The following is a 13,271-nucleotide window of genomic DNA, read 5'->3' on the forward strand; positions in this document are numbered from 1 at the left end:
GGACCCTGTGCTAGAGTCAATTCGAACACCACCCAAAAGAAGAAAGGGTCGCCCTATGGAGACTCCAATAACATCCAATGCCCCGTCGAAACCTCGCGCCAGCAAGCGGGCGCGCTGGATTGGGGGCGTCGCCGCATTGGCCGGGATGCTGGTCCTGGGCGGCCTGGCCTGGTACCTGACCCACCGCGGCCCCGGCGAGGGCGGGCCGGGTGGTTCGGGTACTCCTGCCGCCGCTGCCGGCGCTGGTGCTGCCGGGCAGGGCGGCGGCCGGGGTGGGCGCGGCGGCCGCGGCCCCGCCGCCACGGTTGGCGTAGCGACTGCCGAAAAGGCCGATCTGCCGCTGACCCTGGACGCACTTGGCACGGTGACTGCCGCTGCAACGACGACCGTGCGGCCGCAGGTCTCAGGCATCCTGCAAAAAGTCCTGTTCAAGGAAGGCCAGATGGTAAAGGCGGGCCAGGTGCTGGCACAGATCGATCCGCGCCAGTTCGAGCTGCAGCTGATGCAGGCCACCGGGCAGCGCGAGCGCGATGAGGCGCAACTGGAAAATGCGCGCCTGACGCTCGAACGCTATCGCACCTTGCTGTCGCAGGACTCGATTGCGCGGCAGGATGTCGATACGCAGGCTGCGCTGGTCAAGCAGCTGCAGGGCACGGTCACGACCGACCGCGCGAACGAAGGCACGGCGCGCCTCAATCTTGGCTATACCAAAGTCGTGGCGCCGATCAGCGGGCGAGTGGGCTTGCGGGTGGTCGATATCGGCAACCTGGTTGGCTCCAGCGATGCGGCGGGGATTGCGGTGATTACGCAGCTGGCGCCGATCGATGTGGAGTTTGCCGTTCCACAGGACCGGGTTTCGGAACTGGCGCCGCGTACCGGCGATGGTGCCGGCGCAAGCATGGTGGCGCTGGCGTATGACCGCACGCGCAGCACGGTGCTGGAGAAGGGCGTGTTTTATGCGCTGGATAACCAGGTCGATACGCAAACCGGGACGGTGATGGCAAAGGCGCGCTTTGCCAACGCTGGTTCTTCGCTGTTCCCCAGCCAGTTCGTCAACGTGCGGCTTGAGCTGCGCACGATCAAGGGTGCGGTGGTGGTGCCGGTGACAGCCCTGCGGCATGGGTCGTCCGGTGACTACGTATACGTATTGCAGGATGGGCAGACGGCGTCGCTGCGGCAGGTCAAGCGTGGTATTGCTACCGTGGACAAGGTGCAGGTCGAAAGCGGGCTGGCGGCCGGCGAACAGGTGATCACCGAGGGCGCGGACCGGATCAAGGATGGGGCGCGCGTTACATTGCCCTCGCAACGGCCCGGGGCGGATGGCGAACATTCCGGCCGTGCGCGCCGTGAGGGGCGGGCAGGAGGCAATCGTGGCGATGCGGCCGCTGGCGGTGCTGCTTCCGCCGCGGTGCCGACCGAAGGGGGGGTGGCGGGCGAAGGCGGCGGCAGGGGCCGGCGCCGTGAGGGCCGGGCGGCGGACGGCGCGGCGCGATGAGCCCCTCGGCGCCCTTCATCCGGCGGCCGGTGGCGACGGCGCTGTTCATGCTGGCCATCGTGCTGGCCGGCCTGCTGGGCTATCGCTTCCTGCCGCTGTCGGCGCTGCCGCAGGTCGACTTCCCGACCATCCAGGTGCGTACGCTGTACCCCGGCGCCAGCCCGGAAGTGATGGGCCGCACGGTTACGGCGCCGCTGGAGCGTCAGTTCGGGCAAATGTCGGGCCTGCAGCGCATGAGTTCCACCAGCGCTGCCGGCGTCTCGATCATCACCCTGCAATTCAGCCTTGGCCAGACGCTGGACGTGGCCGAACAGGAAGTGCAAGCCGCCATCAACGCCGGCGGCTCGCTGCTGCCGACCGACCTGCCGGCGCCGCCGGTGTACGCCAAGGTCAACCCGGCCGATGCGCCCGTGCTGACACTGGCCATCACCTCGAAAACCATGCCGCTGACGGAGGTGCAGAACATCGTCAACACGCGGCTGGCGCTGAAAATCAGCCAGGTCAACGGCGTCGGCCTGGTGACGCTGGGCGGCGGCCAGCGCCCCGCGGTGCGCATCCAGGCCGACACCCAAGCCCTGGCCAGCTACGGGCTTGGGCTCGATACGCTGCGCAGCGCCATCACTGCGGCCAATGCGAACAGCGCCAAGGGCAGCTTCGACGGTCCCACGCGCGCCTTCACCATCAACGCCAACGACCAGCTGCTTGCGGCCGACGACTACCGCCAACTGATCGTCTCCTACCGCAATGGCGCGCAGGTCCGGCTGCAGGACGTGGCACGCGTGGTCGACAGCGCGGAAAACGTCAAGCTCGGCGCCTGGGCCGGCATGACGCCTGCCATCATTCTCGACGTGCAGCGCCAGCCCGGCGCGAACGTGATCGCCACCGTCGATGCAATCAGGGAACGCCTGCCGGAACTGCAAGCGAGCCTGCCCGGCGCCATCGAGGTGACGGTGCTGAGCGACCGTACCCACGGCATCCGGGCTTCCGTGCTGCACGTGGAGCTGGAGCTGCTGCTGGCCGTGGTGCTGGTGGTGCTGGTGATCTTCGCCTTCCTGCGCAGCCCGCGCGCCACCGTGATCGCCAGCCTGGCGGTGCCGATTTCGCTGGTCGGCACCTTCGGCGTGATGTACCTGCTTGGCTACAGCCTGAATAACCTCAGCCTGATGGCGCTCACCATCGCCACCGGCTTCGTGGTGGACGACGCCATCGTCATGATCGAGAACATTGCGCGATATGTCGAAGACGGCGAGAGCCCGATGAACGCCGCACTCAAAGGTGCGCAGCAGATCGGCTTTACCATCATTTCGCTGACCGTATCGCTGATCGCAGTGCTGATCCCGCTGCTGTTCATGGGCGACGTGGTAGGCCGCCTGTTCCGTGAATTCGCCGTCACGCTGGCCATCACCATCCTGATTTCGGCCGTGGTGTCGCTGACGCTGGTGCCGATGATGTCCGGCCGCTGGCTGGCCGGGCACAAGGAGCATGAGGCGACGCTGTTCGACCGCCTGGTCGAGCGCTATGACGTCAGCCTGCAGTGGGTGCTGGAGCGGCAGGGCCTGACGCTGCTGGTGGCGCTGGGCACGCTGCTGCTGACGGTGTTGCTTTACCTGTGGATTCCCAAGGGTCTGTTCCCGACCCAGGACACCGGCCAACTGCAAGCCCGCATCGAAGCGGCGCAGACCGTTTCCTACGAACGCATGGCGCAATTGCAGCAGCAGGCCGCGCGCGCCTTGCTCGACGACCCCGCCGTGGCTTCGCTCAGCTCCGTGGTCGGCGTCGATGCCGGCAACAACAGCATGCTGCACACCGGCAGCATGCTGGTCAACCTGAAGCCCGAGCGCGACAAGCTGCCGGTGGTGATGGAACGCTTGCGCAACCGCGTGGCGCAAGTGGCAGGCGTCAAGCTTTACCTGCAGCCAACGCAGGACCTGACCATCGACGCCGAAAGCGGCCCGACCCAGTATCGCGTTTCGCTGGAAGGCGCCGACAACGCCACGGTATCAGAATGGGCGGCCAGGCTGTCCGAACACATGGCAGGCAAGGACCGGCTGCGCAACGTGGTGTCCGACGTCGGCGCCACCGGCGCGGGCGCCTACGTCAGCATCGACCGCGACACCGCCTCGCGGCTGTCGATCACCGCCGCCGCCGTGGACGACGCGCTGTACAGCGCCTTCGGCCAGCGCATTGTGTCAACCATCTTTACCGAGACCAACCAGTACCGCGTGATCCTGGAGGCAGACCAGGACCGCATGGACACGCCGGAAGCGCTGGGCAACCTGCAGCTGCGCACCGGCAGCGGCAAACCGACGCCGCTGTCGGCCATCGCCAGCATTCAGGAGCGCCCGGCGCCGCTGCAGGTCACCCATGTGGCCCAATATCCGGCCACCACCATCGGCTTTGATGCCGCGCCGGGCGTGGCGTTGGGACAGGCGGTCGACGCGATCCGAAATGCGGCAAAGGAAGTGGGCTTGCCGCAGTCGGTCAGCCTGACCTTCCTGGGAGCGGCTGGCGCTTACCAGGCTTCGCTGAGCAACCAGCTCTGGCTGATCCTGGCGGCCGTGGTATGCGTGTACATCGTGCTGGGCGTGCTGTACGAAAGCTATATCCACCCGCTGACCATCCTGTCCACGCTGCCGTCGGCTGGCGTCGGCGCGCTGCTGGCACTGATGCTGACGGGGCAGGAGCTGGGCGTGATCGGCATTATCGGCATCATCCTGCTGATCGGCATCGTCAAGAAGAACGCCATCATGATGATCGACTTCGCCATCGAGGCGGAGCGCGAGCAGGGCATGGCGCCGCGCGAAGCGATCCACCAGGCGGCGCTGCTGCGGCTGCGCCCTATCCTGATGACCACCATGGCGGCGCTGTTTGCGGCGGTTCCGCTGATGTTCGGCTGGGGCGAGGGCGCGGAGCTGCGCCGGCCGCTCGGCCTGTCGATCTTCGGCGGCCTGATTGTCAGCCAGCTGCTGACGCTGTACACCACGCCGGTAATCTACCTGGCCTTTGACCGCCTCGCGCAGCGCCGCCGCCGCGGGCGCGAGGAAGCGGCATGAACCTGTCCGAGCCCTTTGTCCGCCGTCCCATCGCCACGGTGCTGCTGACGATCGGGCTGGCGCTGGCTGGCATTGCGGCTTTCTTTGTGCTGCCGGTGTCGCCGCTGCCGCAGGTGGACTATCCCTCGATTTCGGTCAGTGCCAGCCTGCCCGGGGCCAGCCCGGATACCATGGCCAGCAGCGTGGCCACACCGCTGGAACGGCGCCTGGCCGTGATCGCGGGCGTGAACGAAGTTACCTCGTCGTCCGGCAGCGGCTCGACGCGCGTCAACCTGCAATTTGAGCTGAACCGCAAGATCGATGCCGCAGCGCGCGAAGTGCAGGCGGCCATCAACGCCTCGCGCGCCGACTTGCCGGCCACGCTGCGCGGCAACCCGACCTACCGCAAGGCCAATCCTTCCGATGCGCCGGTGATCATCCTGGCGCTGACATCGGCAACGCGCAGCCCGGGGCAGGTGTACGAGTCGGTATCGAATATCGTGCAGCAGAAGCTGGCGCAGGTGAAAGGCGTTGGCGACGTGGAGATCGGCGGCGGTTCGCTGCCGGCAGTGCGCGTCGAACTGCTGCCGTTTGCGCTGAACCGGTACGGCGTCTCGTCCGAAGACGTGCGGGCCGCGATCCAGGCTACCAATGCCAACCGGCCCAAGGGCGCGGTCGAAGTGGAAGGGCGGCGCCTGCAGGTCTATTCGGCGGCGTCCACGGCCAGCGGCGGCCGCAGCGCGGCCGACTACCGCGACCTGGTCGTGGCCTGGCGCGACGGCGCGGCGATCCGGCTCGACGACGTGGCGCAGGTGACGGACGGCGCGGAGAACCGCAACACGCTGGGCCTGTTCAACGGCGAGCCGGCGGTGATCGTGCTGGTTACGCGCCAGCCCGGGGCAAACGTGATCGAGACGGTGGATGCGGTGCGCGCCTTGCTGCCGCAGTTGCAGGCCCAGTTGCCGCAGGACGTGAAACTGCAGGTGGCGTCCGACAGCACCAATTCCATCCGCTCATCGCTGCTGGAGATCGAGTTCACGCTGCTGATATCGATCGTGCTGGTGGTGCTGGTGGTAAGCGCCTTCCTGCGCAGCGCGCGGGCGACCCTGATTCCGGCCATTGCAACCGTGGTGTCGCTGCTGGGAACCTTCGGCGTGATGTACCTGCTGGGCTTCAGCCTGAATAACCTTAGCCTGATGGCGCTGACGGTGGCCACCGGCTTTGTGGTGGACGACGCCATCGTGGTGCTGGAGAACACGGCGCGCCACATGGAGCAGGGCACGGAGCGCTTCGCAGCGGCGCTGTTGGGCGCGCAGGAAGTAGGTTTTACCGTGCTGTCGATCAGCGTGTCGCTGGTGGCGGTGTTCATTCCGCTGCTGTTCATGGGCGGGCAGGTGGGGCGGCTGTTCCGCGAATTTGCCGTCACCTTGTCGGCGGCGGTGATGATCTCGCTGGTGATTTCGCTGACCACGACGCCGATGCTGTGCGCCTGGCTGCTGCGGCCGGACGCCGGGCACAAGCCGCCGGGTCGCGTTTCGCGCTGGTTCGAGCGCGGCTTCGGCGTCATCCTGCGCATGTACGAGAAGTCGCTCGACTGGGCGCTGGCCAGCGCATGGCTGGTGATGCTGGTGCTGGTGTTCGTGGTGGGGCTGAACGTCTACCTGTATGCGGCTGCGCCCAAGGGCTTCTTCCCGCAGCAGGATACGGGGCAGATCAACGGCGGCATCCGCGCCGACCAGAGCATTTCCTTCCAGGCCATGCAGGGCAAGCTGCGGCAACTGGTGAACATCATCCGCGACGATCCGGCGGTGGCGACGGTGGTTGGCTTTACCGGCGGCTCGCGGGCGGGCGGCGGTTTCATGTTCGTCAGCCTGAAGCCGGTGGCGCAGCGCGACGTGACCGGACAGCAGGTGATTGCGCGCCTGCGGCCCAAGCTGGCGCGGGTGACCGGCGTGTCGCTGTTCCTGAATACGGTGCAGGACTTGCGCATGGGCGGGCGGCAGAGCAATTCCACGTACCAGTACACGCTGAAAAGCGACAACCGGGCGGATTTGAAGCGCTGGGCAGCGCGCCTGGCCGACGAAATGAAGCGGCAGAAAGTGCTGGTCGACGTCGATACCGACCAGGCGGACAACGGCGTCGAAACCTTCGTCGAGGCCGACAAGGATATGGTGTCGCGCATGGGCCTGTCCATGAAGGATGTCGACAACGCGCTGTACAACGCCTTCGGGCAGCGCCAGGTGGCGACGATTTACGATGAACTGAACCAGTACAAGGTGGTGATGGAGGTGGCGCCGGAGTATGCGCGCAGTCCCGAAGCGCTGGCCGACGTCTACGTCGCGCGCCGGGCCGCTGCGGCCACCGGCACAGGGGCGGGGACGGGTACGAGCGGCTCGGTGGTCGGGGCCGGGATGCGCGACCCTTCGGGCGGCTCGGCGCTCAGCACGCAGGCCGAGGCAATGGTGCCGCTGGCGGCGCTGGCGACGTTTGCCGAGCGTTCCACGCCGGCCTCGGTCAACCACCAGGATGGCGAACTGGCGACCACCGTGTCCTTCAACTTGGCCGACGGCGCCAGCCTGGGCGAGGCCCAGCAGGCTGTGAAGGACGCGGAAAACGCCATCGGCATGCCGAACAATGTGCGCGGCAGCTTCCAGGGCACGGCGCGCACGGCGCAGGAAACCAACCAGCAGCAGCCGCTGCTGATCGTGGCCGCCCTGGTGGTGATCTATATCGTCCTTGGCATGCTGTACGAAAGCCTGGTGCATCCGATCACGGTGCTGTCGACGCTGCCCTCGGCCGGCGTCGGCGCGGTATTGGCGCTGCTGATGTTCCGCATGGAGTTTTCTCTGATCGCCCTGATCGGCGTGTTCCTGCTGATCGGCATCGTGAAAAAGAACGCGATCCTGATCATCGACTTCGCGCTGGAGGCGGAACGCACGCGCGGCCTGGATTCGCGCAGCGCGGTGCGGGAAGCCTGCCTGCTGCGCTTCCGCCCGATCCTGATGACGACCATGGCGGCGGCACTGGGTGCGCTGCCGCTGGCGATCGGCTTTGGCGAAGGTTCGGAGCTGCGCCAGCCGCTCGGCATCGCCATCATCGGCGGCCTGGTTGCCAGCCAGTTGCTCACTTTACTGACCACGCCCGTGGTCTACCTGCTGCTCGACAAGATGCGCCTGCGTGGCGCAAAGGCGACACCATGAAAAAAATTCTCGGCGTGTTCACCCTGGCACTGGCCGGCTGCGCCACCGGCCCGGCGTACCAGGTGCCGGCGGCGCCGCTGTCGGCGCAGTTCAAGGAAGCGCAAGGCTGGCAGCCGGCTGCGCCGGCGGACCTGCTGGAAAAGGGCCCGTGGTGGGAGTTGTTCGGCGACGCTACGCTGAACGAGCTGGCCAGACAGGTGGAAGTGAACAACCAGAACGTGGCTGCGGCCGAAGCGCGCTATGCCCAGGCGCGTGCCGCCGTAGCCGAGCAGCGCGCTTCGCTGTTCCCGGTGGTGACGCTGGACGCCAGCGCCAACCGCAGCGGCGGGGGCGGCGATACGCGTACCGGCAACCAGTACCGTGCGAATATCGGCGCCAGTTGGGAACCCGACGTGTGGGGCAGGCTGCGCGCGGGCGTCAGCGGCGCCCAGGCCGGCGCCCAGGCCAGCGCGGCGGACCTGGCGGCGGCGCGGCTGGCGGCGCAGGGCGAGCTGGCGCTCAATTACATCGGCCTGCGCCTGGCCGATGCCCAGTTGGCGCTGCTGGGCGAGACCGTGGAAGGCTACCAGCGTGTGCTGCAGATTACCCGGAACCGCGTGAATGCCGGCGTCGCGCCAAGCTCGGACCTGCTGCAGGCCCAGACCCAGCTCGCCAACGCCAGCGCCGACCGCCTCGGCGCACAGCGCCAGCGCGCCCAGCTCGAACATGCGATCGCCATCCTGCTTGGCAAGGCGCCGGCCGATTTCAGCTTGCAGCCGGCGCCGTGGGCGCTGCAAGTGCCGCAGATCCCGGTGGGCCTGCCATCAACCTTGCTGGAACGCCGCCCCGACATCGCCGCCGCCGAGCGCCGGGTAGCCGCCGCCAATGCGCAGATCGGCATTGCCCGCAGCGCCTATTTCCCCAGCCTGAGCCTGGGCGGCAGCTATGGCGTGGCAGGCAGCCAGCTGGGCGGCTTGTTCAGCGCCTCCAATACCCTGTGGTCGCTCGGCCTGTCGGCAGCGCAGGCGGTGTTCAATGCCGGCGCCACAGGCGCCCGCGTCGACCAGGCCAGCGCCGCAAGCGATGCGGCGGTGGCGGCCTATCGCCAGGCTGTCCTGAACGCCCTGGCCGACGTGGAGGACCAACTGGCGGCCAGCAGGGTGTTGGCGCAGCAGCAGTCGCTGCGCGAGACTTCGGCCAATTCCGCTACCCAGGCCGAGCAGCAGATGCTGAACCGCTACCGCGCCGGCCAGGTTGGCTATACGGACGTGGTGGCGGCGCAGGTCGCCGCGCTTAACGCCCGGCGCTCGCTGTTGCAGGCGCAAGCCGACCGGCAGTCAACCGCGGTGGCCCTGGTTCAGGCGCTGGGCGGCGGCTGGCACGTACGGTAAATCGTCCCGCCGGCGGTAACTGCCGGTTTGCCATTTTCTTGCCGCACTGGCATGATGGCGGGATGACTAATCCATTAGTTTCTTCCGATTCGGAGGCCGCAGAAGTGGTACGGCACCGCCACGTGGTGCAGATCGTCGGCATGGGCGCTTCCGCCGGTGGACTGGATGCGATTTCCGAGTTCCTTGCCTCCATGCCGTCCCGCACCGGCATGGCATTCGTGGTGCTCCAGCACCAGGATCCATCGCGCCGTGGCCTGTTGCCGGAACTGCTGCGCCGGATCACCTCCATGGAAGTATACGAAATCGCCGAGTCGACGGAAGTGCGGCCGGATCACGTGTACGTGGCGCCGCCCAATTTCGACCTGGCTTTTTCCGGCGGAAAGTTGATGGCGGTGGAAACCTCCGACACCCATGCCCGCTATCCGATCGATTCGTTTTTCCGTACGCTCGCCGCTGAAAAGGGGCAGGCGGCCGCCGGCGTGGTGTTTTCCGGCATGGGCACGGACGGCACTGCCGGCCTGCGCGCCATCCAGGAAGCGGGCGGGGTAACGCTGGCGCAGGAACCCAATTCGGCCAAGTTCGATTCCATGCCGCGCAGCGCCATCACGGCCGGCGTGGCCGATTTCGTGGCGCCGCCCGGTGCCATGCCGATGTGGCTGTGCCAGGTGCGCTCGGTGCCGCACGGCGGCGCCCACGGTGCGGCGCGGGCGCGGCGCCAGGCTTTGCGCGAGCTGATGTCGCTGCTGCAGCGCCATACCGGCAACAACTTCACCGAATACAAGATGAGCACTGTGCTGCGCCGCATCGAGCGCCGCATGAAACTGCACCAGCTCGATTCGATGGAGTCTTACGTGGCCTACCTGCGCGAGAACACCGGCGAGGTGCAGCTGCTGTTCCGCGAGATGCTGATCGGCGTGACCAGTTTTTTCCGCGACCCGACGGTCTGGGAACACCTGTGCAACGAGACCATTCCCGCACTGTTGGCGGCCAATCCGGACGGCGCCGCTTTCAAGGCGTGGGTGCCGGCCTGCTCGACCGGCGAGGAAGCCTACACCCTGGCCATGGTGTTCGACGAGGCAGTGACGCGCGCCAGCGGGTTGGGCAAATTTTCGCTGCAGATCTTTGCCACCGACCTGCATGGCGACGCCATCGACAAGGCGCGCCAGGGCATGTTCGGGCGCGCCGTGGAGGATGCGCTGTCGCACGAGCGCCTGCTGCGCTATTTTATAGTCGACGGTGCCGGCTACCGCATCCGCAAGGAGCTGCGCAATATGATCATCTTCGCGCAGCAGAACATCATTTCCGACCCGCCGTTCACCAAACTCGATATTCTTAGCTGCCGCAATCTGCTAATCTACTTCAACCCAAAACTGCAGGAACAGTTGATACCGTTGTTCCACTATGCCTTGAAACCGGAAGGCTTGCTGGTGCTGGGGAGCGCGGATACGCCAGGCAGCTACAACGAGTTGTTTACGCCGGTGCCGGGATGCGGGCGCATTTACCGCCGCCTGGACGCCAGCACGCAGCGCGTGGCGAACTATTTCCCGACCAAGATCGCGAAGGCTGCGCAACCAAGTTCCATCGAAGTTACTACCATGACCATGAACGGCAATATCCAGACACAAGTAGAACACCTGCTGCTCAAAGCCCATACGCCGGCGGCAGTCATGATCAATAGCGATGACGATATCCTCTACATCCACGGCCGCACCGGCACCTTCCTGGAGCCGGCTGCCGGCCGCGCCAACTGGAACATCCACGCCATGGCGCGCGACGGCCTGCGCTACGAACTGGCGGACCTGATCGAGCGCGCCAACCGCAGCGAGTCGACCGAAACCGTGCGCGAGCTGCTGTTCAAGGACGGCGCGGCCTCGCTGCTGGTCGACATGACGGCCGAAGTTCTCCGCGAAGACGCCCATTCCGGGCATAACCTGCTGGTGACGTTCAACGCTTCGCCGATGCCGGCACGCAAGCGCGGCAGCCGTGGCGCCGATCCGCGCCCGCAGGAGCTGGAACAGCAGCTGACCATGGCGCGCCTGGAACTGCAGGCGGTGCGCGAAGAAATGCAGACCTCGCGCGAGGAACTGAAGGCGGCCAACGAAGAACTGCAGTCGACCAACGAAGAACTGCAGTCGACCAACGAGGAACTCACCACCTCGAAGGAAGAAATGCAGTCGCTGAACGAAGAGCTGTACACCGTCAACGCCGAACTGCAGTCCAAGGTGGACGACCTGTCGCTGGTCAACAGCGACATGAAAAACCTGTTGAACAGCACCGACATCGCCGTCATCTTCCTGGACAGCCAGATGAACATCCGGCGCTATACCAACCAGGCCACCCAGTTGTACAAGCTGATCGCCACCGACCTGAATCGCCCGCTGAGCGATATCGCCAATGACCTGGTGTATCCCACCATGGAAGACGATGCGGCCGAGGTGCTGCGCTCGCTGGTGTTCTGCGAGCGCCAGATCCCGACCCGCGACGGGCGCTGGTTCATGGTGCGCATCATGCCTTACCGCACGGTCAACAACGTGATCGACGGCCTCGTGCTAACCTTTGTCAACGTCACCGAACTTAAACTGCTGGAAGCGCGTTTAACGCCTGAAGGAGGCAGCCTAAAATGAGCGGTACCGACGCCCTGCGCCAATGGCATGAGCTGCAAGTCAGCCAGCTGGAACTTGAAGTCCAGAGTGCCGCCCTGGCGGAGCTCGAGCGTCAGAAACGCGAGGTGGAGCAGGGCCTGCTGCGCTATGCGGGCCTGTTCGACCAGGCGCCGGTATGCTACCTGGCGCTGGCGCGCGACGGCATGATCGCCGGCGCCAACCGCGCCGCGGAGACGCTGTTCTCCATGCCGTTGCAGGATTTGCCGGGCCAGCCGGTGGAGCGCTTCCTGGCGCCAGCGAGCCAGCAGTCCTTGCGCCAGTTGCTGGCCAGCCTGCACGCCGACGGCGGCAGCGCTGCCATCGATGCGCACCTGTTCCAGGGCATCGGCGGCGGGCGGGTACACATCGAAGCCAATCTTGATCATGCCGGCGAAGCAATCCGCATGGTGATCAGCGAGGTCCGCTCGCACCAGCAGAATGATGCGGCCCTGCGCCGCGCCTTCGCTGTGCTGGACAATCTCGGAGAGGGCGTGGCGGTGGCCGATGCCGATGGCGCCATCGTGGCGGTCAATCCGGCTTTTTCCGCCATCAGCGGGCTGACGGATGTGAAGGCTATTGGCAGCGACCTGGCCGAGCTGTGTGGCGCGGAGACGGCCCTGAAAGTGCTGGCCGGGGGCAACTGGCAGGGCGAGTTGAGCGGACGGCGCCCGGACGGCGGAGACTACCAGACCACCCTGTCGCTGCGCACCCTGGCCGGGCCGGACGGCGGCGTGGCAGGCGTGGTGGCGGTGCTGTCCGATATCAGCCGCCGCAAGCAGGCCGAATCGGCCCTGCAGGACCTGCACCGCAACCTTGAAACGCGCGTGGTGCAGCGCACCGCGGAACTGCTGCACGCCAACGGCCAGCTGCGCCAGCTGTCGGCCCACATGGCGGCGGTCAAGGAAGAGGAGCGCAAGCGTATCGCGCGCGAAATCCACGATGAACTGGGGCAGAACCTGCTGGCCCTGAAGCTGGACATCGCCAAGCTGAACGAGCGCATGACCGGCCGCCAGACCCGCTTTGCGCGGCGCGTGGGGGCGGCGCTGGAGAATATCGACGCCACGCTGCGCAGCGTGCGCGGCATCATGAACGAGCTGCGGCCCTCGGTGCTTGACCTGGGCCTGGCGGCGGCGCTGGAATGGCTGGTGAACGACTTCCGTCACCGCAGCAGCCTGCATTACGAACTGGCCCTGCCCGGCGAAGCCGTGCTGGCGGCCATCGACAGCGAAACCAGCCTGGTACTGTTCCGCATCGTGCAGGAAGCGCTGGTCAATGTGCTGCGCCACTCGCGCGCCGCGCAGGTGGCGGTGCGGCTTGGGCTGGAGCAGGACGTGATCCTGCTCGAGGTGGAGGACAACGGCATCGGCATTGCGCCGGCCTGCCGCGAGCGTCCCGGCTCGTTTGGCTTGATCGGCATGCAGGAACGGGTCGACGCCTTGCACGGCAGCTTCGCCCTGAACGACTACGAGCCAGGCGCAGGGTGCTGCGTGACGGTGCGCCTTCCGTTGTAAAAAAGTCAATAGCCCTGAGGC

At 66.5% G+C, this 13,271-nt stretch carries 6 protein-coding genes; all 6 read left to right on the forward strand.

Annotated features, from left to right (window positions below; all coding sequences use genetic code 11):
- The first annotated feature begins 55 nt into the window (after positions 1 to 55).
- The 6 genes from ASE26_RS28540 to ASE26_RS28565 all read left to right on the forward strand — a co-directional run bounded on the left by ASE26_RS28540 (position 56) and on the right by ASE26_RS28565 (position 13,250).
- Positions 56 to 1,495, forward strand: a complete 1,440-nt coding sequence (locus tag ASE26_RS28540; protein ID WP_057247360.1) for an efflux RND transporter periplasmic adaptor subunit — start codon at positions 56 to 58, stop codon at positions 1,493 to 1,495.
- Entirely contained in the window at positions 1,492 to 4,548 is a 3,057-nt protein-coding gene (locus ASE26_RS28545) for an efflux RND transporter permease subunit (protein WP_057247361.1), read from the forward strand. Before ASE26_RS28540 ends, ASE26_RS28545 begins: the two co-directional genes overlap by 4 nt.
- Positions 4,545 to 7,727 carry an efflux RND transporter permease subunit gene (locus ASE26_RS28550; protein ID WP_057247362.1) on the forward strand — a complete coding sequence of 1,061 codons (3,183 nt, stop codon included), beginning with the start codon at positions 4,545 to 4,547 and terminating at the stop codon, positions 7,725 to 7,727. The genes ASE26_RS28545 and ASE26_RS28550 overlap by 4 nt, the downstream gene beginning before the upstream one ends.
- Complete coding sequence (locus ASE26_RS28555; RefSeq protein WP_057247363.1) at positions 7,724 to 9,097, forward strand: efflux transporter outer membrane subunit; 1,374 nt, start codon at positions 7,724 to 7,726, stop codon at positions 9,095 to 9,097. The genes ASE26_RS28550 and ASE26_RS28555 overlap by 4 nt, the downstream gene beginning before the upstream one ends.
- Positions 9,098 to 9,159: 62 nt before the next feature.
- Positions 9,160 to 11,721 (forward strand): chemotaxis protein CheB, encoded by a 2,562-nt coding sequence (locus tag ASE26_RS28560; RefSeq protein WP_082591502.1) that lies wholly within the window; start codon positions 9,160 to 9,162, stop codon positions 11,719 to 11,721.
- Complete coding sequence (locus tag ASE26_RS28565; protein WP_057247364.1) at positions 11,718 to 13,250, forward strand: PAS domain-containing protein; 1,533 nt, start codon at positions 11,718 to 11,720, stop codon at positions 13,248 to 13,250. Before ASE26_RS28560 ends, ASE26_RS28565 begins: the two co-directional genes overlap by 4 nt.
- The last annotated feature ends 21 nt before the right edge of the window (positions 13,251 to 13,271 follow it).

The organism is Duganella sp. Root198D2 (assembly GCF_001428585.1).
Classification (GTDB): domain Bacteria; phylum Pseudomonadota; class Gammaproteobacteria; order Burkholderiales; family Burkholderiaceae_D; genus Rugamonas.

Excerpts from the sequence above, each read along its gene's own strand:
- ASE26_RS28540 (WP_057247360.1), top strand. The coding sequence starts at position 56 with ATGGAGACTCCAATAACATCCAATGCCCCGTCGAAACCTCGCGCCAGC.
- ASE26_RS28545 (WP_057247361.1), top strand. The coding sequence starts at position 1,492 with ATGAGCCCCTCGGCGCCCTTCATCCGGCGGCCGGTGGCGACGGCGCTG.
- ASE26_RS28550 (WP_057247362.1), top strand. The coding sequence starts at position 4,545 with ATGAACCTGTCCGAGCCCTTTGTCCGCCGTCCCATCGCCACGGTGCTG.
- ASE26_RS28555 (WP_057247363.1), top strand. The coding sequence starts at position 7,724 with ATGAAAAAAATTCTCGGCGTGTTCACCCTGGCACTGGCCGGCTGCGCC.
- ASE26_RS28560 (WP_082591502.1), top strand. The coding sequence starts at position 9,160 with ATGACTAATCCATTAGTTTCTTCCGATTCGGAGGCCGCAGAAGTGGTA.
- ASE26_RS28565 (WP_057247364.1), top strand. The coding sequence starts at position 11,718 with ATGAGCGGTACCGACGCCCTGCGCCAATGGCATGAGCTGCAAGTCAGC.